This is a genomic window from Pseudomonas sp. CFBP2511 (genome assembly GCF_030209255.1).
GTDB classification, from domain to species: domain Bacteria; phylum Pseudomonadota; class Gammaproteobacteria; order Pseudomonadales; family Pseudomonadaceae; genus Aquipseudomonas; species Aquipseudomonas avellanae.
The window spans coordinates 1-24292 of the sequence record NZ_JARVSI010000025.1 but is presented as its reverse complement, the minus strand read 5'-3'; the positions used below and the strand labels follow the sequence as shown (position 1 = coordinate 24292).

The 24292-nt window shown below is 56.6% G+C and carries 17 protein-coding genes and 2 pseudogenes; 15 read left to right on the top strand and 4 right to left on the bottom strand.

The genetic code is table 11. The features are described from left to right. The 7 genes and pseudogenes from QRN38_RS21770 to QRN38_RS21740 form a co-directional block, all read left to right on the top strand. Positions 1-3065 (top strand): RHS repeat-associated core domain-containing protein (locus QRN38_RS21770; RefSeq protein WP_285362464.1); only part of this gene is annotated, 3065 nt, incomplete at its 5' end. A gap of 10 nt (positions 3066-3075) precedes the next feature. Continuing rightward, entirely contained in the window at positions 3076-3591 is a 516-nt protein-coding gene (locus QRN38_RS21765; protein ID WP_052507213.1) for a DUF4303 domain-containing protein, read from the top strand. Between the two features lie 523 nt (positions 3592-4114). Next, entirely contained in the window at positions 4115-5443 is a 1329-nt protein-coding gene (locus tag QRN38_RS21760; RefSeq protein WP_235814762.1) for an RHS repeat domain-containing protein, read from the top strand. A 2-nt stretch (positions 5444-5445) separates the two neighbouring features. Beyond that, positions 5446-5877 (top strand): Imm26 family immunity protein, encoded by a 432-nt coding sequence (locus QRN38_RS21755; protein ID WP_024666998.1) that lies wholly within the window; start codon positions 5446-5448, stop codon positions 5875-5877. 216 nt (positions 5878-6093) lie between these two features. Continuing rightward, positions 6094-7911 (top strand): annotated as a pseudogene (locus QRN38_RS21750) (RHS domain-containing protein); the annotation flags it as partial. A 76-nt stretch (positions 7912-7987) separates the two neighbouring features. Continuing rightward, positions 7988-8539: a hypothetical protein gene (locus QRN38_RS21745; protein ID WP_057417940.1), complete on the top strand. Its 552-nt coding sequence runs from the start codon at positions 7988-7990 to the stop codon at positions 8537-8539. Positions 8540-8915: 376 nt separating this feature from the next. Beyond that, a complete protein-coding gene (locus QRN38_RS21740; protein ID WP_007247465.1) occupies positions 8916-9344 on the top strand; it encodes a DUF2628 domain-containing protein in 429 nt (142 codons plus the stop codon). A 104-nt stretch (positions 9345-9448) separates the two neighbouring features. Here QRN38_RS21740 and QRN38_RS21735 read toward each other — a convergent pair whose 3' ends face one another. The 3 genes from QRN38_RS21735 to QRN38_RS21725 form a co-directional block, all read right to left on the bottom strand. Further along, positions 9449-11893 (bottom strand): PEP-utilizing enzyme, encoded by a 2445-nt coding sequence (locus QRN38_RS21735; RefSeq protein WP_057417939.1) that lies wholly within the window; start codon positions 11891-11893, stop codon positions 9449-9451. Further along, on the bottom strand, positions 11886-12356 hold the full coding sequence (locus QRN38_RS21730; RefSeq protein ID WP_057417938.1) for a hypothetical protein: 471 nt from the start codon (positions 12354-12356) through the stop codon (positions 11886-11888). Before QRN38_RS21730 ends, QRN38_RS21735 begins: the two co-directional genes overlap by 8 nt. Positions 12357-12537: 181 nt before the next feature. Further along, entirely contained in the window at positions 12538-12870 is a 333-nt protein-coding gene (locus QRN38_RS21725) for a hypothetical protein (protein WP_024668455.1), read from the bottom strand. Positions 12871-12890: 20 nt separating this feature from the next. On the opposite strand from QRN38_RS21725, the pseudogene QRN38_RS21720 reads away from it, so the two are divergent. Continuing rightward, positions 12891-13079: pseudogene (locus QRN38_RS21720) on the top strand (mechanosensitive ion channel protein); the annotation flags it as partial. Between the two features lie 49 nt (positions 13080-13128). Here the strand turns inward: QRN38_RS21720 and QRN38_RS21715 are convergent. After that, positions 13129-14610: a YdgA family protein gene (locus QRN38_RS21715; RefSeq protein ID WP_057417937.1), complete on the bottom strand. Its 1482-nt coding sequence runs from the start codon at positions 14608-14610 to the stop codon at positions 13129-13131. Positions 14611-14764: 154 nt separating this feature from the next. Here QRN38_RS21715 and QRN38_RS21710 point away from each other — a divergent pair, with 154 nt between their 5' ends. The 7 genes from QRN38_RS21710 to QRN38_RS21680 all read left to right on the top strand — a co-directional run bounded on the left by QRN38_RS21710 (position 14765) and on the right by QRN38_RS21680 (position 24064). Next, the gene (locus QRN38_RS21710) at positions 14765-15454 is read left to right on the top strand and encodes an HAD-IA family hydrolase (RefSeq protein WP_005771635.1); all 690 of its coding nucleotides are present in this window, start codon (positions 14765-14767) and stop codon (positions 15452-15454) included. A 20-nt stretch (positions 15455-15474) separates the two neighbouring features. Then, positions 15475-16482 carry an aldo/keto reductase gene (locus QRN38_RS21705; protein WP_011105506.1) on the top strand — a complete coding sequence of 336 codons (1008 nt, stop codon included), beginning with the start codon at positions 15475-15477 and terminating at the stop codon, positions 16480-16482. A gap of 319 nt (positions 16483-16801) precedes the next feature. After that, positions 16802-17539: a GntR family transcriptional regulator gene (locus QRN38_RS21700; RefSeq protein WP_005771637.1), complete on the top strand. Its 738-nt coding sequence runs from the start codon at positions 16802-16804 to the stop codon at positions 17537-17539. An 805-nt stretch (positions 17540-18344) separates the two neighbouring features. Beyond that, a complete protein-coding gene (locus tag QRN38_RS21695; RefSeq protein WP_005771638.1) occupies positions 18345-19121 on the top strand; it encodes a DUF3050 domain-containing protein in 777 nt (258 codons plus the stop codon). Between the two features lie 42 nt (positions 19122-19163). Next, the gene (locus tag QRN38_RS21690) at positions 19164-20111 is read left to right on the top strand and encodes a diiron oxygenase (RefSeq protein WP_057417936.1); all 948 of its coding nucleotides are present in this window, start codon (positions 19164-19166) and stop codon (positions 20109-20111) included. Continuing rightward, positions 20108-23554: a non-ribosomal peptide synthetase gene (locus tag QRN38_RS21685; RefSeq protein ID WP_057417935.1), complete on the top strand. Its 3447-nt coding sequence runs from the start codon at positions 20108-20110 to the stop codon at positions 23552-23554. Before QRN38_RS21690 ends, QRN38_RS21685 begins: the two co-directional genes overlap by 4 nt. Before the next feature lie 33 nt (positions 23555-23587). Further along, complete coding sequence (locus QRN38_RS21680; protein ID WP_057417934.1) at positions 23588-24064, top strand: SRPBCC family protein; 477 nt, start codon at positions 23588-23590, stop codon at positions 24062-24064. The last annotated feature ends 228 nt before the right edge of the window (positions 24065-24292 follow it).

Sequence of the window (24292 nt, the reverse complement as noted above, 5' to 3'; positions counted from 1 at the left end):
TGACCGACATCAGCGCCACCGGTAATGTGCATGTGCACTTGCAGTACGAGCACCCGCTGGGACGGCTGACGTCGGTGAAGCGCATCGTCAACAAGGAAGCTGTTGAAACCCTCGCGCGTTACCACTACGACGACAACGGCCAGCTCAGTGACGTCTACAACCGCAATGGCGATTCCATTCGCAGCTTCTCTTACACCGACGGCGTGATGACCCGCCACAGCAATGCACTGGGCCTTGACTGTTACTACCGTTGGGAAACCATCGACGGCCAGCCCCGCGTGGTCGAACACTGGACCAGCGATGGCGAGCATTACCATTACCGGTATGACTTTAAACAGCGCACCTCGTGGGCCGTTGATGTGCTGGGCCGCGAACTGGAAGTTCATTACAACGAAGACCGTCGAGTCACTTCCGGCCGTGATTACGGTGGCGAACACTACACCATCGATATCGACGAAAACGGCAATATAACGGGGCTGGTATTGCCCGATGACAACACGCTGACCTTCAAATACGACCACCTCTCGCGGCTGGTTGAAGAAACCGACCCGCTCGGGCGCAAGATCACTTACAAACATCATCTGGCGACCACGCTGGTGACCCAGACAACCTACCCCGACGGCAGCACGTGGAAGGCCCGCTACGACTCCCGAGGCAATCTGCTGATCGAGACCGACGCGCTTGGCCACAAGACCGAATACCTCAACAGCGAAGACGGCCTGCCACACACCATCATCGATGCGACCTACAAGTCCAAATACCTGTGGTGGAACAGCCTGGCACAAGTGGTGCGCTTCCAGGACTGCTCAGGCAAAGACACCCACTACCGCTATGACGATCGCGGCCACCTGATCGCCGTGACCGATGCGCTGAATACCACAACCACGCTGGAGCGCAAACCCGACGGCGAAGTGCTGCGCATCAACCACCCGGACGGCACCAGCGAGAACTTCACCTACAACGCGCTGGGTCAGGTTGTTTCGCACACCAATGGCAAAGGCCAGATCACCCGGCTGTCACGCAATGCCCGTGGTTTGCCGACCCGACGTGAAGACGCCAAGGGCAAAGCCGTTGCCTACCAGTACGACAAGGCCATCCGCCTCATCGCCCTGACCAACGAAAACGACGCCACCTACAACTTCGCCTACGACAATTCCGACCGCCTGATCGAAGAAAAGCGCATCGACAACCTCACCCGCCGTTTCAGCTACAACCTCGGCGGGCACCTGACACAGGTCGAGGAAATCGGCTACGGGGACAAAGGCGAACAGCCGCGCCGCAGCACCTTTCTTGAGCGCGACCCGATTGGTCGCCTGCTGGCCAAACTCAACGACGATGCGCGTCAGGACTACGAATACGACGACGGCGACCGGTTGCTGTCGATTCAGCGCAAACAGACCGACACCGGCAGAAAACTCGGCGTCACCGCCGAGAAACTGGAATTTACCTACGACCTGCTGGGCAGACTCGTCAAAGAGACCACGCCACAAGGCGCGCTGACCTACGACTACGATCCGCTCAGCAACCTGACCACGCTGACGCTTCCCACCGGCCAGCACCTGAACCACCTGTATTACGGCAGTGGTCACCTGCACCAGTTGAACCTCGACGGCCAGTTGATCAGCGACATGGAACGCGACGACCTGCACCGCGAGATCTACCGCACCCAGGGCAAACTCACCAGTTGCTTCGGCTACGACAGCATGGGCCGCAAGGCCTGGCAGTACGCCACGACCCTGCCTGCTGAAAAGCTGTCGCAGATCCAGAACCCGCTGATAAAACCCGAACGCTACGTCGAACACGCCTACAACTCCATCCACCGCCGTTACGAATACGACCCGGCCGGCGAACTGAGCCGCACCCTCGACAAACTGCGCGGCGAAACCCGCTACGAATACGAAGCCAACGGCCAGTTGCTGGCGCGCAACAACGGCTTGATCGTCGATGGCGAAGAGTTCCGCTACGACGCAGCGGCCAACCGGCTGAACTTCAACACCAGCCGCTTCGACCACGTCAAAGACAACCGCCTTAAACAGTGGCGCAACCACGAATACAAATACGACGCGTGGGGCAACCTGATCGAAAAAGCCGTCGGTATCGTGCGCTGGCAAACCTTCACCTACGACTGCGAAAACCGCCTGGTCAAAACCGAGACCATGGCTGATACGCAGGTGGAAAGCACCAGCAGCTATCAATACGACAGCCTGGGCCGAAGAGTAGGTAAACAGTCCGAGATCAAAGGCCAGAGCGACCAAAAACGCTTCCTCTGGCAAGGCCTGCGCATGCTGCGCGAAGAGAGCCCCGGCCAGAGCAGTCTGTACCTCTACGAGCCCGGAAGCTATGCGCCGCTCGCACGTGTGGATCAGAAAGAAGGCGAGGCAGAAAACAAGGTTTACTACTACCACACCGACCAGATCGGCACGCCGCTGGAAATGACCGATGCCGAAGGGCAGATTGTCTGGCAGGCCAAGTACCGCGCTTGGGGGGCAGTGGAAAAGCTGGTGGTGAACGAGGTCGAGCAGAACCTACGGTTTCAGGGGCAGTATTTTGATGTGGAAACGGGGCTGCATTACAACACGTTTCGGTATTATGATCCGGAGATAGGGCGGTTTACTACGCAGGATCCGATTGGGTTGTTGGGTGGGGAGAATCTTTATCAATATGCGCCCAGTCCTATCGGTTGGATTGATCCATGGGGTTTATGTCCTGATAACGTCAAATGGGGTAATTACCTAAGAAAAATAGGTGGGGGAGTCGCACCTGCGGGTATGCGTAACCCACATGCACACCATATAGTTTTTAAAGAAGGCAACGGCAAGCTGATGAAAGCTTATATTTCAAAAAGCAAAACAATCCTAGAGAAGCATGATATCGACTGGTACAAAGGCAAAGAAAATCTAATTTGGGCGCCTAACAAAGGCCATACTAAACCGAATGCTAGGAAAGTATACGAGGCTCTAGAAAGGGCTGACGCAGGCGGACTGGGTACCAGATCCGAAGTCGTATCTGCCCTTAGAAAAATGGGGCAGCATTTTGCTGACGAAACAATTGATCTCCTACCATAGGGTTAAAGTCATGAGTAAAATAGATATTGGTAAGCTAGAAGAAAACATAAGGGTAGCCATTGAAAAAGTCATTACTCGGATCTTGGCTGAGTTCCCCAAAGATGAGATATGCGCATTCGCTCTTTACTCCGACTCGGATGCGCGGACGTTAGCTCCTTCGTTCAATCTAAAAGCGCATCTCGATACTATGCAAACTGAAGATCCGGACGACAAAACCTATTATAAATGGTCCCCTGCTGAATGGAGCCATGAATTTTATGGTGCTGATTTTTTTGACGATATATCAAAAGAACTAGCAAGATTTAGTGACGCCGTTGATGAGGGCAAAAGCTTTGAGCTATATAGGAAAGAAATTTTCAAAGTCTGTGTCAGTGTTCTTAATGAATTTAAGAGTAAATTAAGCGATGCGATATTCGTTTTTACTGTTACTGACTTCGATGATGTAGCCCAAGAAACCTCCTGGATTAAAACCCTTAATTCCACGGGCGAGGCCATGGAGTTTGAGAAATGGCGATTAACTGTATAAGTGAGTGCTATAGCACGCTATAGTCAACGACAGAATCATATTGTATGATTTGGGCTCTTTAAAACCATATAATCAAAGTGGCTGCCAATTTTCGCTCAGTCACTTTGTGGCTTTATTACTTCCATGATTTTGGTAGATAAATATTTGACGCTCCGATTTCTGAATCTCGTTCGTTCGAAAACCTATATTTGAAATGTTCAAAATATATTGCTCAGTAAGTATAGGTGCGTATTTCATGCAAGGTTTCAAGGGCAACAAGAGAGGCTCGAACTGGTAAGAAATTGGAGTCTCTATTCGGCAAAAACATACTTCTGGGGCACTCAGCTTAAAAGCTTAAACTGCAAAATTTTCAAGGCTCCATATGAGGTTGCACGTCATTGGTTTGTGGTTGAGCGCATAAGACCGAGTACCTCAACAGCGAAAATCACCTGCCCCACACCATTATCGATGCGACCCACAAGTCCAAATACCTATGGTGGAACAGCCTAGCGCAAATCCTGCGCTTTCAGGCCACCTTATCGCCGTGACCGATGCGCTGAACAACACCACCACGCTGGAACGCAAACCCGACGGCGAAGTGCTGCGCATTAACCACCCGGACGGCACCCGCGAGGACTTCACCTACAACGAGCTGGGCCAAATCCTGACGCACACCGACGGCTTGATCGTCGATGGCGAAGAATTTCGTTACGACGCAGCCGCCAACCGGCTGAACTTCAACACCAGCCGCTTCGACCACGTCAAAGACAACCGCCTCAAACAGTGGCGCAACCACGAATACAAATACGACGCCTGGGGCAACCTGATCGAAAAAGCCGTCGGCATCGTGCGCTGGCAAACCTTCACCTACGACTGCGAAAACCGCCTGGTCAAAACCGAGACCATGGCTGATACGCAGGTGGAAAGCACCAGCAGCTATCAATACGACAGCCTGGGCCGAAGAGTAGGTAAACAGTCCGAGATCAAAGGCCAGAGCGACCACAAACGCTTCCTCTGGCAAGGCCTGCGCATGCTGCGCGAAGAGAGCCCCGGCCAGAGCAGCCTGTACCTCTACGAACCCGGAAGCTATGCGCCGCTCGCACGTGTGGACGAAAAAGAAGGCGAAACCGAAAACAAGGTTTACTACTACCACACCGACCAGATCGGCACACCACTGGAAATGACCGATGCCGACGGGCAGATCGTCTGGCAGGCCAAGTACCGGGCGTGGGGCGCGATTGAAAAGCTGGTGGTGAACGAGGTCGAGCAAAACCTGCGGTTTCAGGGGCAGTATTTTGATGTCGAGACGGGGCTGCACTACAACACGTTTCGGTATTATGATCCGGAGATCGGGCGGTTTACTACGCAGGATCCGATTGGGTTGGCGGGTGGCTTTAATCTTTATCAATATGCGCCAAACCCTCAGGCGTGGCTTGATCCACTAGGACTTAGCTCATGTAATGGTTTACCTTCAATGCGTAAATCTGGAGGCTCTGGTAGTAAATATTACTCTGTGAATGGACAAGGCTTATATGTTCTTCATGCCGGTGGAAAAATAAAATATGTCGGTCGTGGCGATGCTTCTGTTAGACTGAACGTACACGCTAGTACACCGGGAAAATCCAGCCTCGAGCAACTTACTGTTTTCGATAATAATCTCAGCAAGGCAGAAGCTAAATTTCTTGAGCAAAAACTTATAGGTATGCATGGTGGGGCGCAATCTATGAATCCGCTAACAAATCTCCTAAATAAAATACGCTCGTTCAGCACCTCCAACCCTAATGCTTCAATGTATAAGGTGGCTGGAGATAGCTCCGCTTGGGGTAACACAATCCTCAAAGATGCCTTAAGTGTTATTAAAGAAAGGATTTAGTCATGAAATACAAATCAGGGGATATTTTCTTAATTCCCTCAAACACTGGAAGCTTTGCTATTTGCCAAGTAATATGCGCTTTCAAAGATCGCTTTAAGAGAGTTTTCTCTTTTGGGGTTTTAGGTGTGACTGATGAGGAGGGTAAGGTTGATTTGACAGACAAAGAGTTCCTTTGCTTTAAAAATTTTAAAGGGATGGAAAATGTGATATTCGCATCTACTGAAAAGCTAAAAAATGGAAATTGGAAAGTTGTAGGGAATATTCCATTAAATCCTGAAAAGACAAAGCTGAAATATTATAGAAATGCCGGCGCGGTGTACTTTGAAGACGAATTTTTAGAAATGATAGAATTTTCTAGATACAAAGAGTTCAAGGTTTTAGCTGTGGCGGGCTATGATCTTGTTCAAAGTTATATTGAACAATTTTTTGATTAGCAGAAATTATTCTTTGACCTTTTACCGGCCGAGTAGCCTTTTTCAGTCGTCACTCATAATACGGAACTCGGCCATGAGAGGAGAATAACTTCAAGAGTGATTTTGCTTTACTTATTGTAACATCCAAAGTCTGGCTAGGTACTTTCTTTTTATCTGTATTTTGCCTGCGCAGTTAAATTAAGGCTAATATCTTTCAAAGCTCTTTAAAAACCAAACTGGTTGAACAGCCTGGCTTAAGTAGTGCGCTTCCAAGACTGCTCAGGCAAAGACACCCACTACCGCTATGACGATCGCGGCCACCTGATCGCCGTCACCGATGCGCTGAATACCACAACCACGCTGGAGCGCAAACCCGATGGCGAAGTGCTACGCATCAACCACCCTGATGGCAGCGTTGAGTCCTTTGCCTACAACGCGCTGGGTCAGGTTGTTTCGCACACCAATGGCAAAGGGCAGATCACCCGGCTGTCACGCAACGCCCGTGGTTTGCCGACCCGACGTGAAGACGCCAAGGGCAAAGCCGTTGCCTACCAGTACGACAAGGCCATCCGCCTCATCGCCCTGACCAACGAAAACGACGCCACCTACAACTTCGCCTACGACAATTCCGACCGCCTGATCGAAGAAAAGCGCATCGACAACCTCACCCGCCGTTTCAGCTACAACCTCGGCGGGCACCTGACACAGGTCGAGGAAATCGGCTACGGCGACAAAGGCGAACAGCCACGCCGCAGCACCTTTCTTGAGCGTGACCCGATTGGTCGCCTGCTGGCCAAACTCAACGACGATGCGCGTCAGGACTACGAATACGACGACGGCGACCGGTTGCTGTCGATTCAGCGCAAACAGACCGACACCGGCAGAAAACTCGGCGTCACCGCCGAGAAACTGGAATTTACCTACGACCTGCTGGGCAGACTCGTCAAAGAGACCACGCCACAAGGCGCGCTGACCTACGACTACGATCCGCTCAGCAACCTGACCACGCTGACGCTTCCCACCGGCCAGCACCTGAACCACCTGTATTACGGCAGCGGCCACCTGCATCAGTTGAATCTTGATGGCCAGTTGATCAGCGACATGGAGCGCGACGACCTGCACCGCGAGATCTACCGCACGCAGGGCAAACTCACCAGTTGCTTCGGCTACGACAGCATAGGCCGCAAGGCCTGGCAGTACGCCACGACCCTGCCTGCTGAAAAGCTCTCGCAGATCCACAACCCGCTCATCAAGCCCGAGCGCTACGTCGAGCACGCCTACAACTCCATCCACCGCCGTTACGAATACGACCCGGCCGGCGAACTGAGCCGCACCCTCGACAAACTGCGCGGCGAAACCCGCTACGAATACGAAGCCAAAGGCCAGTTGCTGGCGCGTATCAACGGCTTGATCGTCGATGGCGAAGAGTTCCGTTACGACGCAGCGGCCAACCGCCTGAACTTCAACACCAGTCGCTTCGACCACGTCAAAGACAACCGCCTCAAACAGTGGCGGAACCACGAATACAAATACGACGCCTGGGGCAACCTGATCGAAAAAGCCGTCGGCATCGTGCGCTGGCAAACCTTCACCTACGACTGCGAAAACCGCCTGGTCAAAACCGAGACCATGGCCGATACGCAGGTGGAAAGCACCAGCAGCTATCAATACGACAGCCTGGGCCGAAGAGTAGGTAAACAGTCCGAGATCAAAGGCCAGAGCGACCAGAAACGCTTCCTCTGGCAAGGCCTGCGCATGCTGCGCGAAGAAAGTCCGGGCCAGAGCAGCCTGTACCTCTACGAACCCGGCAGCTATGCGCCGTTGGCCCGTGTTGATCAACGCGAAGGCGAAACCGAAAACAAGGTTTACTACTACCACACCGACCAGATCGGCACACCGCTGGAAATGACCGACGCCGAAGGGCAGATCGTCTGGCAGGCCAAGTACCGCGCTTGGGGCGCAGTGGAAAAGCTGGTGGTGAACGAGGTTGAGCAGAACCTGCGGTTTCAGGGGCAGTATTTTGATGTCGAGACGGGGCTGCATTACAACACGTTTCTAAGCTGGTCTAATGACGAAGCCCCATCTGCCAAAAAGACTACCCACCGCCACACCCACCCACCAAGGAAGAAAAATGGGTAAACAATCCCGCAGCAAACGCCCCTCGCCGCAGCCCATGGCGATGTACCGCAGCTACGTCGCCGCGTTCCGGTCGCGTTACCTGATGTCCTTTCTGACCCCCATCTTCATGGGCATATTTTCCCTCGCCATCACCGCGGGCATTGTGGTCGATGCGTACTTTCCGAATGATATGGAGCGAGCGGGCCAGTCGGTGATGCTCTTGATGGGGGTGACACTGGTCTTGAGTTTCGGCGGCATCATGATGAGTCGGGGGCATGCCTGCGGCATGTGGATATTGGCGGCCATTCTGGTGGGCTGCTTTTTGGCGGTGTTGCCCACTGCGCCTGCGCATTGGCGGCGCTACGAGTTGATGTTTTACGTGCTGGGGCTGCTTTTCCCGTTACTGGGCCTTTTGTCGCTCAATAGCGAGCGTGGCCGGGAGTTGCGTTTGCAGTGGAGGATTATTCGATCCGAACGCAAGGAGATCCGTCAGGAGATGCGTCGCCGCAAGGATCTTGAGAAACATCGTGAAAACCTGCGCAAGCGAAACGCACTGCGCGAGTAGCTTGAGCCAACCAAAGCGTTCTCGCGCCCAATAAAAAACCCGCCGAAGCGGGTTTTCCCAAGACCATCCCGACTCCCTGTCGGCTGCCTCCAAGGCAATGGTCGGTCATCCTTGACCCTGATGAACTCCTGTTCACCAGTTGATGGATCCAATATTACGGGGCAAGCGTCAGGGCGGAAATAGCCAACCGCCTCCAGCGCGTGTAAGCCTTTCGCCATGGCTGGCCTACGCAGATTTCAGGAAATAGCCATGCAGCAATGTAGTAACCCACCTGTAAAGTTCATACAATCGCCGCGCAGTCATAAAACAAAAAACATAGAGACACAGGATTTCCCGGAAGAAAACGTCATCCCAACGGAACATCAGGAGTAGAACCATGAGCACAGCAGATCAGACCCAAAGCGCTGGCAAGTACAGTGCGAAGTGGCAGGAACGCTTCAACTTTTTCGAGACTTACGGTGCGCCAAACGATCCGCGCTTCAAGCCTGCGGTCAACGCGCTGCCTGGCTTCAAGAAGAAGCTGCTTATTTGCGCTAATGTCATCGCGTTTTTCTTTGGCCCGATTTACTTCTTCGTGCTGGGGCTGTGGAAGAAAAACCTGGCGCTGATCGGCATCATCATCGCCGTCAACATCGTTATAGCCGTGCTTTTCGGAATCTTCGGAATGGAGGCTCCAAAGGCATTGGGGACTGGCTTGAACGTCATGTTTTCCATGATGTACTCCCTGACTGCCAATTACTCCTACTACCTCAAGGAAGTAAAAGGCGAGCAAGGCTGGAACCCGTTCAAAGGCATGCGTCTCTGACGTGCAGATGCATGCGTCTCTGACGTGCAGATGTAGCCAACTGAGCGCCCGTACCTCTCAATGAGAGGGCGGGTTCGCGGTAGATAAGCCTCCCTCGGGCGCTGTCATTGCCCCTCGACCAACAGCAATTCCCCATCCGCGTACCGCACTTCCCTTCCCACCCACGCCATATCGACATTGGGCAGCACCGCCGAAGGCTTGCGCAGTTCGCGCAGCAAGGTAGACCCATGGGAAAGACGCCCACCCATGCGCGCTATCACGGCGCGTGCGTTCTGGTAGTGCGCGTGGCGTCCGGGGTCGAGGGTGTCTTCCAGCAAGATATCCTCACCCAGAATGCCCTGCACCTGTCCCGGATAGATCATGAAGCCGGTGGCCTGCTCGGTGCCTTCGCGGCCGTCCTGCCAGAAGCTGCCATCACGGCTGCGAATATCCGGGTGGGGTGCGAGCCAGTGCGCCCGGTCGGCCACGGGCATGGCGTGGTGCAGGCGAAAGAACACGCGCATCAGGTTGTCGCGGTACCACTCGCGCACTTGCAGGTAATAGCCGCGCATACCGGGCAAGCCTGCGCTGTGGGCAAGGCGGATCGCTTTCGGCCAGCTCGGAAATGCCTGCAACGGCAGGTCGGTCGGTGCCGGGCGTGGCGTAGCGGGGTCGGTTTCCCAGGGCAACCGATGCGGGCAGTGTTCAAGGTCGTCGTAAGCGGTCGGCGGACGCCCCAATAGGTCGCCGCCACTGCTGGCCAGCGAGGTGGCAATGCACAGGTTGCCCTGCACGACGAATACGTAGAAGCGCGTGAACCAGTCGGCGAGTTGTTGGCCGTCTGCGCCGTGTGCGGTCAGCGCCTGCAACTCCCGGTCGAAACGGTGCAGTTGCTGTTCCAGAGTCAGCAGGTGGCCACGCGCAATGCGCTGCATGCGCAGGAACAACGGCAGCGAACGCAACAGCCGCAGGGGTCGCCAGGGCAGATGCGGCGTCGCGCCACCGACTTCACCGGCGTAGCTGCTGGAGGCAATGCCCCAGTCAGCCAGGCGCGCAAGAAACAGGTCGTTGTTGATGTAGGACGCCGCGCCGAACAACGCTGTGAACGGCTCGTTATCCTGCAAGATGCGTGAGTCCCAGCGCGCCATGATCGCCGGGATACTGCCTGCGGCACGTCGCTGGGCGTATTCCACCAGGCGACTGGGCTGTGGCGGCAGGATCTCGGCAATGTTGGCGGCGGTCAGGTGCCGACGCCAGCCGTAATCGCTGATCGGTCGGTATTGCAGCAACCACAACCGGCTGCCATCCCACGCCCATTCGACATCGCCCGGCACGTAATGGAAGACCCGCAGAACACCTTGCAGAAAGCCCCAGAGCATTTCCTGAGTCAACCCATGGGAGGGCTTGAAGCTGCCGCTGCTCCAGGATTCGCCGAGGCGGGAAAGGATCGCTCGATCAGGGCTTGCCTGACCGTCGGCCAGCGACTCCAGATGACCTTCGACCCACTCCAGCTCGACCGAGAGGTGACGCACAAATGCGATACCGGAAAGCACTGGCGTAATGAAGCGCTGCACCACGACCTCTTCGACCCCGGCACTGTGCAGTTCTGCAATACGCGCGGGCACGTTGTGGGCAGGCTCACGAAGAAAGGTGGTGCTGAGCCCGGCATTTGCCGCATCGGCCTGATCCTCGCCGAAGCTGGACGAACGCACCGCCCAGACGGCATCGGGCTGGCTGGCCAAAAACGCTGGTAAGGCCGAGTCGTCACCCTGCACAAGTGACAACGCCGCAGGCACCGGTTGCCCGGTAATGGCCGCCAGGCGCAGACGTCCGCCTTTGGTGTGTGCGACAAAACCGCGCTCGCCGGATTCGAGCCACTGGGCGAACTCGGCCGGCGAGTCGATCCACGGGTAATGTCCCCAGCCCGGTTTTAAGCTGATGGTCAGGTCGGCACGGGCCAGGATAGCGGACCAGGCGGCGGCTTGATCGATACCCAGGACTTTGTCCTGATCGCCCCAGACCAGCTCGATCGGGTCCTGCACCCACTCCAGCAACGGCAGCGCGGTGTCGGCGCGCACCATGTCCCAATACGGAATGAAAGCGCGGCAGCGGGCGTAACCGGCCCCCATACGCCGGTAGTGCGAGTCGGGCCAGGCGTGCCTGGAAAACTTGTGCGCAAACAGCTTGGGCTTGTTGGCCAGCAACCAGTGAATGGCTTTGCGGATCGGCAACGGCGACATCAATGCAGGCAGGCTTCTCTGCCACAGGAAAGCGCCCACGGGTGCCAGCAACACGCTTCTGCAAAAGTGCCCCGGCTGTCGTTGCAACGCATGCATGACCAGCAAGGCGTTGACGCCCACCGCGACGATTGAACTGCCTCTCACCGTTGCCGCCAACAGCGCATCCGCATAGGCGGCAATGTCGTCGCAGGGCGGTAGCGGGTTGCTGCCGAAGCCGGGCAATTCCAGCGGCACAACCTGATAGCGCTGAAAGTGTGGCAGCGCATCATCCCACCACTGGGCAGTACTGCCATTACCGCCCAACAGGTACATGAAGGGCAAGTCAGACATCCTGGAGTTCCTTCTGCACAGTGGCGCAATCATGGCGATACAGCCAGAACAACGGCGGCAGCAATGCCAGCAACGCCGCCATATCCAGCCACACATGCGACCAGACACCGCCGCGTACGGAAATCAGTATGTCCTGAGGTGCCCAGAGCAACAGGCCTGCAATCAGCCAGCCCCACGGCATGGCGCTTTTCAGACGATTACCCAGATGCACCAGCGCCAGCATGTACACCGAATAGGTTTGCAGAGTGGCGCCGAACAGCGCCATCCACCAGACCTGTTGCGCACGCGCGGCAGCGGGAACGGCCTCGGTCCAGAACGCCTGTTCGAGCGTGGTCAGGTAGCTGTCGAGCAAACCGGAAAAGCCCGCCCAGGTGAACACCATACTGCCCAGCACGTGCGCTGAAGCAACGGCATACAACCAGATCACCAGCGTGCGCCGCAGGGTGGCAGAAGGGAGCGGCATTGCAGGTCCTTGGGTCGTCCTTGTGAGGCGGTGAGTGTAGCGATTTCTGGAGGGGCTTAACACCGAACGCTTTAACGCTTTTCCCGTTTTAGATTGAAGGGTTGCGTGCCTGGGCAGTGCATCGGCTGATCGTCAACTGGAATGGCGTAACAGTAAAAAACCGTAAGTAATCATGCCCATTTCAGCTATGGACAACCCGATATTGGCCCGGCGCTGTCCAGACTACTGTCAAAAAAGGCCCGCTCAGCAGCCCCTTATCCCTCAGGTATTCGAATACCTGCGCAGGGCACCACTCTCGTCCGCCAGAAAAGGCGATGCCCTCCAGGCGCAATGCATCGAATACTCTTGCCTTGTGCTGCTCGTCCATGACACCCAGCGCATGGATACCCGGCTCACCGGAGGCCACAAATCCAAGCCTGAGCAGCGTCTGGTGAAGGCTCTGGTCGACCGACTCGAGGCGGACCAGGTCGGCGTCAGCGCTGCTCACATACCCCTTGAGTTCTTTAAACGTCACGAGCCACTCTCTTCCGGCGTCTGGCCATCGGCATGGCCTCTACGGTGGATGAACAGGCGGTTATCTCGCGGCTCAAGGAACAGGTAGGCAGCGTTGCGAATGTGCTGAGCTGCCCCCCGGTCGACGTTCACCTGTCCGGCGCGGCCGCCGACTCCATTACGCTGGGCGTGATCAGAACCCTGATGCAGGACATGCCTGCTACAAAGGCCTGCGCGCTCAGGGCTGCACAAAGCGCAGCCCTGAGCGCGCGACAGCGGCTTACTGGTTACCCAGCACACCCACCTTGCCCATCACGTTGCTGACGAATTGCTGCACGGTCATTTTCTGGCCGTTGAAGTCGACCATCTGGTTGGCGTAATGCAGGTCGGAGACGATGTTGTCGCCGTCGACCTTGGCCAGTTGCATCATCTCGGCCATGACGCTGGCCATGTCGCTGGCAGCCTTGGCCTGTTCTGCGATGACCTTGAGGTCGGTCTGGCCTTCACGGATGGCCTGCTGGGTAGCGAGGTCGCGGATCATCGGTTTGGACAGGACGACCTTGGCGTTGACTTCGCCCAGGGTTTTCATGAGCAGCACATTGGACGGCTGATCAAGCGGGCCCGGATCGGCAAGGTCCACCGCAATGCGCATGTGGCTTTCGCCATTGCTGGTCTTGAGCGAGAGTTTTTCCAGTTCGATGTGCGGCTTGGCGACCAGCAGCTTCTTCATCTGGGTATTCATCAGCTCTTGATCAGCCGGGTTCAGCTCCATACGGAACGGGCGCTTCTCCAGCGCTGCGGCTTGCTGTTGAGGCAGGATCTTGTCCTGATACAACTGGTACAGCGCCTGGGTGGCCACCACGTCGAAGTTGGCGATCTTGAAGCCCATGTGCGCAGAGCCGACGTCCTTGCCGCCGTAGGCAATCATGCCGGCGTCATAGTTGACCTGGGCTGCCAGGTTACCGGCATCTTCCTGCGCCAGGTTGGTGTTGGAGAAATCCTTGATCTGCACCTGTGGCTTGCCGACGACCTGGAAGCCCGCGTTCTGGATTTTCATGTTGGTATGGCCCAGATAGAAACCGGACTTGCCCTTGGTGCCGCCCGTGTCGAAGGTCATGCCTTTGACTTCGATGCTCACCGGCCCTTCAGCTGACGCGACGTTGAGTTGCAGGTTTTCCATGTTGCCGGCGAGGCTGAATTTTTCGGCATCGGCGGACGACTCGGCATTCAGGTCGAGCCCGGAAAACCGGAAAGTACCGTCCACGTCGGTCATTTCCAGCGGCGCCATCTGCAGCGTGCCTTTGGTGGCGCGGTCGTAACCAATGCTGGCCTGGCCCTTGAGCGGCGGAACGTCTTTGCTCATGGCAAACCATTTCTCGGCGCTGGGGCTTTTTTCCATCTGGAAATTGCTCAGGGCCATGACCGGTATCAGGTTCAGGGTTTTCAAATGCGACAACGGGATCGGGCCGTGCTCGATCTGGTCGACAAACAGGAACTGGCCGCCCTGGGTGCTATCGGACAGGTTCTGGATGTCGACACGGTAGTGCGCCGTGCTGCTGAAAAAGTGCTTTTCCAGCGAAACCATTTCCAGTTTGACGCTGGTGTCAGTGCCTTTGAATGACTTGGAAAGCTCTTGATTGGCCTTACCGATCGAGTCGTTCAGCGCGCCTTCCAGTTGATTACCGGTGTACCAGGCACCCGCCGTAACCAGTGCACCCGCTACGACAATGACGCCAACCGCTATACCTGCTGATTTTTTCATAGTGACGTGAAGATATCCGTTCTGATGATGGGAAAGTCGTACCGGGACTGACAGCACAGCTTGAAAACCGCGAAATTTTATCAGAAACACAGGGTAGCCACGGTATTCACGGAAACGTTAGGCTGAAACGAATTTGACGACGGGACGTGATCACATGAGCGAACAGCACAACGAACGAGGCCCGATCAAGGCCGTTATCTTCGATATGGATGGCCTGCTGCTGGACACTGAGGGGGTCTACACGGAGGTCACACACCTGATTGCCAGTCGCCACGGTCGAACTTTCGACTGGTCAATCAAGCAGCACACCATCGGCCGCGGTGCCCGGGATTTCTCGGATTACGTGATCAAGGCGCTTGAACTGCCGATGTCGATCGACGAATTTCTCGAAATCCGCGAGCCGATGCTCGACGAGCGTTTCCCCAAAGCACCGGCAATGCCCGGAGCCGAAGCGCTGGTCCGCCATCTGGCCGCCCACAATATCCCCATCGCCGTGGGTACCAGTTCGTCGGTGCATTACTTTCAGGCCAAGACGACGCAGCACCGCGCCTGGTTTGAACTGTTCGACACCATCGTGACTGCCGATGACCCGGAAGTCGGCGCAGCCAAACCGGCTCCGGACATCTTTCTGGTCGCCGCGCGCCGGCTTGGCGTTGCGCCGGCCGATTGCCTGGTCTTCGAAGACTCACCGTTCGGCGTAACGGCAGCCAAGGCTGCCGGGATGTACGCCGTGGCGGTGCCGGACTCGCACATGCCGGTCGAGCAATACGAGCATGCGGATCTGCTGCTAGCCTCACTGGCCGACTTCCCGCTCAAAGCGTGGGGGCTGCCCGAACTCGTTTGAATGACAAGGAGATGTTAAGCATGAAGTATCGAACCCTCGGCCAGTCCGGCCTCAAGGTTTCCACATTGACCCTCGGCTCGATGATGTTCGGTGAACAGACCGCTGCCGAAGAGTCCCTGCGTATCATCGACAAGGCCCGTGACCAAGGCATCAATTTCATCGACACGGCGGATGTCTACAACGGCGGGCGTTCGGAAGAGATCGTCGGTCGCGCCATCGCCGCACAGCGCAGCGACTGGGTACTGGCCACCAAAGTCGCCATCGGGCCAGCCGACGGCGTGCCCAACCGGGCCGGTCTGAACCGCAAGCACATCTTCAACGCCATCGAGAACAGTCTGCGCCGACTGGACACTGACTATGTGGATATCTACTACCTGCACAAGGAAGACCATGACACTCCACTGGAAGTGACGGTCTCGGCCATTGGCGATCTGATCCGTCAGGGCAAAATACGCTATTGGGGCGTGTCGAACTTTCGCGGCTGGCGAATCGCTGAAATCGTCAACGTCGCGCAGCGTCTGGGCGTGGACAAACCGGTCATCAGCCAGCCGCTGTACAACATCGTAAACCGTCAGGCCGAAATCGAGCAGATCACTGCAGCCGCTTATCACGGCCTTGGCGTGGTGCCTTACAGCCCGCTGGCGCGTGGCGTGCTCAGTGGCAAGTACGCCCCGGATATCGCCCCGGACAGCGAAAGCCGGGCCGGTCGCCAGGACAAGCGATTGCTGGAAACCGAATGGCGCGTGGAGTCGTTGCGTATTGCCCAGCGGATTCAAGAGTACGTGCAGGACAAGGGTGTCGGCATTGTCGAGTTCGCCATTGCCTGGGTGCTCAACAACAAGGCAGTGACTTCGGCCATTGTCGGGCCGAGAACCGAGCAACAGTGGGACGGATACACCAAGGCGCTTGAAGTGAGCATTACCGCCGAGGATGAGGCGTTCATTGATTCGCTGGTAACCCCTGGGCATGCCTCGACGCCCGGCTTCAATGATACCCAGCACTTTGTGTCTGGTCGTCCGGTTCGCTGAGGCCGTTCTCACCCTGCGGCTTTACGTCGCAAAGGCTCGCACCGATGCGCTCTGGAATGCACGTTACAGAGCGCGGCGGCATGAAAGCCTGAGGTGAAATTCCTGTCAAGTCCTGACGCTGGCTCGGTACGCTGCACGGATGAGCGCTAAGATAGGGGACGCTTGTGGATAACCGGAGGCCTGAATGCACACCGGTTAAAGCAACAAAACATAATGATGCTTCTATTTTCGCGACTTACTGGCAAGTCTTGGCTAGTCTGTCGGCAATACAGCGATTAATTGGACCCTGTCCAGCCAAGGTTGATGAAGAAGTAGGCCGATGCGCAAATCAGATAGAGAAGCCTTTCTAAGCTCCGTACTGGGCAATGAGCAGCCTCCGGCGCACCTTGCCAGAACCGTGATTGAAGAAAAACTGCGAAATGCCATTATCGATGGCAGCCTTCCCAGTGGCACAGCCCTGCGCCAACAGGAACTGGCAACGCTGTTTGGCGTCAGCCGGATGCCCGTGCGCGAAGCACTGCGCCAGCTCGAGGCGCAATCGTTGTTGCGTGTCGAAACGCACAAAGGCGCTGTCGTCGCGCCGTTGATTACCGAAGATGCGGTAGACGCCTATGCCTTGCGGATCCTGCTGGAGTCCGAGGCGTTGCGTCTGTCGATCCCTTTACTGGACGCAGACGATCTGGCAGCGGCTGCGAGTTATATCGAGCAACTCGAGGTCGAGACTGACTTTGGCCAGATCGGCAGGCTCAACCGGATGTTTCACTTGTCGTTGTACGCCAAGACCCACAACAAGCGCCTGATGCGGCTGGTTGAAGAGGGCCTGAACGAAGAGGAGCGCTTTTTGCGTTTCAATCTTTCCGCCATGGGCCTGGGCAAGCTTTCTCAGGATGACCACTGGCAGTTGCTCCGGCTGGCCGAACAGAAAGCGGTCGAGCCGTGCGTTGAAGCGCTGCAGTATCACCTCAACCGGGGCGTGCAAGCCGTCACCCAGTACCTGCAAAGCCAGAAGGCAGGCAACGTAAAGCCAGCCCGCACGAAGAAGAATACCCCCGCCTGAATCATCAAAGCGGCTTATCCGACAGGTCCTGAGCTCTGGCCTGCGGATGGGTCGTTCGCACTTCCCTGCCCGCCCTTCTTGCACATTGTCAGGTCCCGCACCTGGCATAGTGCTTTCATGGTTATTTTCCTGATCAGCCGGGTGGCCTGACGCTCGAATCAGGCAAACTCGGCTGTGGCCTCAGGAAACCCGACCGGAGGGTTTTCCAAGGCTATGGCTGAACTGTCCGCGCAGGCTCAGGACGGTTCTCTGTTCATCTGAACTCAATGGATAAGGAGTTGCTGAACGGGGCACGCAGACATTGGAAGTCATTTCCAACATCGCCCATTAAAAACCTCAACTTCTGATTGTTCGGCATAACGGCAACGCTGAGCGAGGCATTCGTTCATTATTAATAATTCTGACTCAATCAGTCGGAAGGGCTGCCTGCGCGCTTATAAAACTGTCTTCTTGAGTTTTATAAGGCAACTTACGCATCGAAAAAACACCAAGTAAAATAGTGTAAGAAAGTTATTGCGCGGCTTGTTAAATTTGTTTTAAGTTTTATTCGCAGCCAGCTTGGACTAACGCACTGGCTGGCGGGAAAGCAAACGCCATAGGGGTCTCGGCCCGTAAAGCCGACCACGCGCCGGGTCTTGAATTGAAAGTAACGTTGTGTGTTTGCGGCGAACCAGCGCCTCAATCGCCAGGCAGTTGTTCGCCTGAGATCCGACAGCAACGTAACTTCCACCCGGCAATAGCGGCACTTTCCTCAGACCAAAAAGTAAAGACTCATTTACTGCCATCATGACTTAGGGATATCGCTATGTATTGTGAGAAAACTCAACTTGAGCACAAGAAACTCGAACTTAGCCGCCACCCGATCTTTGCAGAAATCAGTTCCCTGCACGTACTCCAGCGCTTTATGGAAACGCATGTCTTCGCCGTCTGGGACTTTATGTCGTTGACCAAGCGGCTGCAGCAGGAGCTGACCTGCACCCAACTACCGTGGCTGCCACCTACCGATGCGCCTGCCGCCCGTCTGATCAACGAAATCGTGCTGGGGGAAGAGTCCGACGACAGATTGGGGCACGGTCACTACAGCCACTTCGAACTGTATCTGGACGCCATGCGCGAAATCGGCGCAAGCACTGCGCAGATCGAGCGCTTCATCGAACTGCAGAAACAAGGCGTGCACTACGCAACCGCCCTGCAACAGGTCAATGCGGGTCAGGCAGCCTCGGCATTCGTGACACACACCCTCGACACCGCCCTGCATGCGCCGGCGCACAGCGTTGCTGCGGCATTTCTGCATGGCCGCGAGAGCGTCATCCCGCTGATGTTCCAGAGCATTCTCGATGACTGGGGCATCACCGTCGAACAGGCGCCGACCTTTCGCTACTACCTGGAGCGCCATATCGAAGTGGACTCCGAAGATCACGGCCCGGCAGCGGAGCAATTGCTGGCGCGGCTGGTTGCCGGTGACGCGCAGCGTGAAACGGAGGTGTACCAGGCCGCCATCGCTGCCGTGGAAAGCCGGGTGCAGCTATGGGACACGCTGCGCATGAGCATGCGGGCGCCGCTGATGCAGGCCAGTGCGTAGAACCGGGTCGCAACACCCTCAAGCCTTAACAAGGAAGCCATCATGAAAGCAGAAGACTACATGTCGTTCATCGATGCGTGGGAAGGTCGCGCCACCATTCGCACTCGCCCGCGCCGGATTGTTGAGAACGATGAAAAACTGATCTATCCGCTCAGCCGCCAGCCCTTGGTGCTCAGCGACACGTTCACCCGCGAGTGCGCGCATTTGCGTGATTACGCGCTGGTGCAGAGCCTCTACAAGTTCATCAACGACGTGGTGATATTCGAAACCGAGATCGTCGACAAGACTGCACGCAGCATTGCCAAGGACAACTTCGCGATTCGCTTTCCGTTTGCCTGCCGCTATGACGCGATGACGGTGGTGGTCGATGAGGACTACCACGCACTGGTGGCCATGGACTTCATGCAGCAGACCATCGCCCTGACCGGTATCGAACCTATTCAGTTGCCGACCGAGATTGAGCTCAGCCGCGCCATACCCGCAGCGCTGGCGTTGGCCCCAGAGCACCTGCGCAGCGCCGTGGAGCTGATTTGCGTTGCCATCGCGGAGAACACCGTGACCCATGATGTAGCAGCGTTCGCCAAGGACGACTCGGTCAAGCAATCGATCAAGGGCCTTATGGCCGACCACTTGCTGGACGAGGGGCGTCACTCGGGATTCTGGGCGCGATTGGTGCGGATTTACTGGCACACGGCGGCTGAGCAGGACCGTGAATGCATCGCCCGTATCCTGCCGGTCTTCATCGCGCAATATCTGACCAACGATATCCAGAACGGCTTCGACTTTACGCTGATCGAGCACTTGAAGGTGCCGGAACCGGTCAGGCAGGCACTCAAGGCCGAAACCTTGGCGTTGAGCTTTCCGGTCAATCGCCATCACCCGTTGATCGGCAACATCATGCGCTTCTTCAAGAGCAGTTCGATGCTCGACGATCCTTATGTACAGCGAGCGCTGGCTCACTACCTGCCGGCTCAGGGATCGCTGCAATGAAGCGCCTGGAGATTGTGCTCATCGGTCACAGCCTGACCCTGGGTGAACTGAGTACCGAGCTACAAGACCACGGGCATGGCGCGCGACTCATTGGTGAGCAGCATGCACTGGCCGGGTTGACGATGCCTGATGCGTGCATTCTGATCGAAGACGGCAGCCTGGATCTGAGCCCGATGTTGCCGCAAGCTTATGGACGCTGCGTTCATCTGAGCCTGCGTGTCGGTTTCGACTCGACCCTGGCGTTCGGCCTGCCTCGGCTGGAGCTGTTGTGCTGGCACGGCAGCGTCAAGGCTCAACGGTTGATCGTTCGCGAGTGGCTGTCATCCGAGGCGTCAGGTAACGGCCGCGAGTTGCGTGATCGTGCTATTGCGAGGCTGGTTGACCTGATTGCGCTGCAGGTCAGCAGGCTGTCGCGAGACGATGACTACTTCATCAGCGTGCCCACAACGACGCCTGCCCAAAGCGATCGCCAGTGTGGTTTGCAGGCGGTGGATCAGTTGCTGTTTGAACACCGTTTGAATCAAACGGCGCAGCCCCGTTTGCTCAAGCTGGCAGAAACCTCCATCACCGAGCGATTGGAGCAGGCGCTGCTGAAGTTTGCCGAACGCCCGGCGCTGTCCGTCGGTAATCAGACGTTCAGCTATGGAGAACTGCACGCACACAGCATCGCCATTGAGCACCTGTTGCTGCCGATGCTGGCGCACGCGAAAGCCGATGCTCCTCCCGTAATCGGTATCTGCCTGGCCAAGTCGCCCGAGCTGTACGCGGGCATCCTGGCGATTCTTGGCTGCGGCGCGGTTTATCTGCCGCTTGACACCGGCCAGCCGGTGCAACGTCAGCAGTACATTCTGCAAAACTCGGGAGCGATGCTGTTACTGCACGATGGCTCGCATCCACTGGCCGCTGCGGAGTTTCCGGCGCTGGATATCAGCGCGGTGCGTGTGGTGAATGTGGCTCTCACGAAAAGACCTGTTCGAGCAGATCAGCACGCGCCGTGCATGGCGCTGTACACGTCGGGCACCACAGGGCAGCCCAAAGGTGTGTTGCTGAGCCAGCGCAACCTCAGCCACTTCACCGCCTGGTACGCCGAGCATGTGAGCCTGAGCGAACACAGCCGGGTGTTGCAATTCTCGACGTTAAGCTTTGATTCGTCGGTCATCGACATCTTTCCCACCTGGCTCAGTGGTGCCGAGCTGGTCGTGCCTGACGAAGACCAGCGTCGCGATCCCTTACAACTGATCAGCGTACTGAAACAGGGCATCACCCATGCGTTTCTGCCGCCTGCGCTGTTGAGCGTCCTGCCGCTGGATCAGCCGCTGGGAATCGAGCATGTGATGACCGGCGGTGACGTCTGCGAGCCGCATGTGATTGCGCAACTTTGCGGGCAATGCCATTTCCATAACCTGTATGGCCCGACAGAAGCCACGGTGCTGGTCACTGCCTGCGAGCTTCAGCCGTCCAGCAGCAATCGTCACCTAGGGCAACCGATTGCCAACAGTCAGGTGTGGATTCTGGACGAGCACTTGCAGCCCGTGCCAGAGCAGACTCAGGGTGAGCTGTATATCGTCGGCCCCGGCGTGTGCCTGGGTTACATCGACAATCCCGAGCTTACGGCCGAGCGCTATGTGTGGCTGACGCTGCCTGAGGGTCAGGAGCTGCGCGCCTATCGCACCGGAGACATCGCACAGTGGACGGCTGACGGTGTTGTCTTGAGTGGCCGACGCGACAACCAGGTGAAGATTCGCGGCTTTCGGGTCGAGCCTGAAGAGATCGAGCATTGCCTGAGGGCCAGTCAGTTGTATCGGCAGGTCGCGGTGGTGATCGACGCACAACGGCGAATTCTGGCGTTTGTCGCTCAACCGTATTCCGCTCATGACGAACAGGCGTTGAGAGCCTATGTGCAGCGCTTGCTGCCGGATTATATGCATCCCGCCGTCTACACGACATTGCCGAGCATGCCGTTCGCACATAACGGCAAAGTTGACCGCAAGGCACTCTTGGAAATACCGCTGAGCGTTGCAGAGCACCCCACGCGGCGCTTACCTTCGACCGCGCAGGAGCAGGCCTTGCTGGAACTGTGGGCTGAGCTGTTGGAGCTGCCGCCAGGAGACATCTCGACAGACGAGAGCTTTTTCAATCTGGGTGGCCATTCGATCCTGTTGTCACGCCTGTTGCTGGGCATTCGCGAGCGGTTCGGGCGCAGTATCCCGATCAACCGTTTCATAGAAGCACCGACCGTGCTGACACTGGCCAGCCTGATCGACAGCGACGGCACTGCGGGTTACACCATCAGTGCGCAGGCTCTGCTGGATGCCGATGCAGATACGCCGCTGACGACATTGCCCGTCAGTCAGTTGGGTGATGTTCATAAGGTGATTGTTACCGGTGCAAACGGCTTTCTCGGTGTGCACATCGTTGAAGCGCTGCTGAATTGGGGAACGACCGAGATTGCCTGTCTGGTCCGGGAAACCCCGGAGCAAAGTGCACAACAGCGCTTCGAATACGCCCTGCGGGAGAATCGGCTGGATCATCTGGACCTGAGTCGGGTGAAGGTCTACCCGGCTGATGTGACCAAGCCCAGGCTGGGCCTTGATGACGCGGTATATGAACGACTGGACCGTGAGTTTGGCGTGCTGGTGCACAACGCGGCCAATGTGAACCACGTTCAGGACTATGAAACCCTGGCCAGAGACAACGTCGCACCGGTCTTTGAATGCCTGAAGCTGTGTGAGGGGCGCAGCAAGAAGATCTTCAACTTCGTCTCGACCCTGTCGGCCTGCAGCGCCATCGATGCCGCCGGCAACGTGCTTGAACAACCGGCGGCGGCTACCCCGCCGATCTACATCAAGAACGGCTATAACCTGTCCAAATGGGTCGCTGAGCGGGTCCTGCAACGTGCCCGCGATCAAGGCGTGTGGGTGAACATCTATCGTCCCGGCAATATCGCGTTCAACAGTGTTACCGGCGTGTGCCAGCCGCAGAAAAACCGCCTGATGCTGATGCTCAAGGGGTCGCTGCAACTGGGCCAGGTTCCGCAATTCCCTATCAACTTCGACCTGATGCCGGTGGACTTTCTGGCGCGCTTCATCGGCTTTCACGCCAGTCGTTATCAGCCAGAACGCGCTGTGTTCAATCTGCACAACCCCGAACCCTTGAGCTGGAACAACTATGTGGAAGCCTTCCGCGAGGCTGGACGTGACTTCGAGTTGGTCAGCGTGGAGCAGTGGCAGGCCCAGCTTGGCCGTGTCGACAGCCAGAACGCTTTGTTTGGCGTTTTGGGTTTTTACCTCGACGGGTTTGAAGAGGACATCGGCGACATCTCGATGATCGAGTACCAGAACACCCAGAGCGGCGTCTGCTGCATGGGCGAGCAATACCCGCAGAAAACTCCGGCGCTACTGCGCAAGGGTTGCGATTACCTGAAAGAAATCGACTTCATCTGAGTCGATCCTCTACTGACGTTAATGGAGAAGTCTATGAACCATGTTCACATTGATTTAAAGCCCGACACACTGATCAACAACCCGACGATGTGCCGCGTTGTATCGGCTGTAGAGGTTTGCGGCGATGCCAATAGTGTGTGGGCTATCGTGGGCAATTTTGGCGGTTTTCAAGCATTTATTCCGGCATTGGAGAGCACTGAAGTCACCGGCAAAGGTCCTCGCTCAGTGCGCAAGAAGCTGTTCAAGGATGGCAATGTGGCGATCGAGCAGTTGAATTCCCAGGATGATCACGCGCATTACATGACCTGGTCATTGATACATACCAGCTTGCCGGTCAGTAACCTGTGGGCTGCGATGGCGGTTGAGGCTACCGGTGACAACACGTGTGTCGCCAGTTGGACAATCGTTGCAGACCCTGTTCAGGGTGGGCCTGAGGGGGACGCGTTTGAAGGGTTTCTTCAGGGGTTTGCTGACGGTGCGATGAGTAACGTGCGCAGCCTGTTTGGCTGATACAGGCCTTGCTGGTGCAGCCCGTTCAGTGCGAAAGCCTGGGCGGGCTTTTTCATTTCCTGAGGTGGGTGTTTGCCTGTGTGGATGTTGGTGTCAGCCGGGGCGGTTGGCTGAGCAGTAGCCCATAACGACAAAACCCCTCATCGCCTGAGCGATGAGGGGTTTCGGAATTCAATCTTGACGATGACCTACTCTCACATGGGGAAACCCCACACTACCATCGGCGAT

What these genes read in the sequence shown, in the direction of transcription:
- QRN38_RS21755 (WP_024666998.1), top strand. Translation starts at nt 5,446, where the DNA reads ATGAAATACAAATCAGGGGATATTTTCTTAATTCCCTCAAACACTGGA.
- QRN38_RS21710 (WP_005771635.1), top strand. Translation starts at nt 14,765, where the DNA reads ATGAGCGAACAGCACAACGAACGAGGCCCGATCAAGGCCGTTATCTTC.
- QRN38_RS21695 (WP_005771638.1), top strand. Translation starts at nt 18,345, where the DNA reads ATGTATTGTGAGAAAACTCAACTTGAGCACAAGAAACTCGAACTTAGC.
- QRN38_RS21765 (WP_052507213.1), top strand. Translation starts at nt 3,076, where the DNA reads ATGAGTAAAATAGATATTGGTAAGCTAGAAGAAAACATAAGGGTAGCC.
- QRN38_RS21715 (WP_057417937.1), bottom strand. Translation starts at nt 14,610, where the DNA reads ATGAAAAAATCAGCAGGTATAGCGGTTGGCGTCATTGTCGTAGCGGGT.
- QRN38_RS21685 (WP_057417935.1), top strand. Translation starts at nt 20,108, where the DNA reads ATGAAGCGCCTGGAGATTGTGCTCATCGGTCACAGCCTGACCCTGGGT.
- QRN38_RS21705 (WP_011105506.1), top strand. Translation starts at nt 15,475, where the DNA reads ATGAAGTATCGAACCCTCGGCCAGTCCGGCCTCAAGGTTTCCACATTG.
- QRN38_RS21745 (WP_057417940.1), top strand. Translation starts at nt 7,988, where the DNA reads ATGGGTAAACAATCCCGCAGCAAACGCCCCTCGCCGCAGCCCATGGCG.
- QRN38_RS21730 (WP_057417938.1), bottom strand. Translation starts at nt 12,356, where the DNA reads ATGCCGCTCCCTTCTGCCACCCTGCGGCGCACGCTGGTGATCTGGTTG.
- QRN38_RS21740 (WP_007247465.1), top strand. Translation starts at nt 8,916, where the DNA reads ATGAGCACAGCAGATCAGACCCAAAGCGCTGGCAAGTACAGTGCGAAG.
- QRN38_RS21735 (WP_057417939.1), bottom strand. Translation starts at nt 11,893, where the DNA reads ATGTCTGACTTGCCCTTCATGTACCTGTTGGGCGGTAATGGCAGTACT.
- QRN38_RS21680 (WP_057417934.1), top strand. Translation starts at nt 23,588, where the DNA reads ATGAACCATGTTCACATTGATTTAAAGCCCGACACACTGATCAACAAC.
- QRN38_RS21700 (WP_005771637.1), top strand. Translation starts at nt 16,802, where the DNA reads ATGCGCAAATCAGATAGAGAAGCCTTTCTAAGCTCCGTACTGGGCAAT.
- QRN38_RS21690 (WP_057417936.1), top strand. Translation starts at nt 19,164, where the DNA reads ATGAAAGCAGAAGACTACATGTCGTTCATCGATGCGTGGGAAGGTCGC.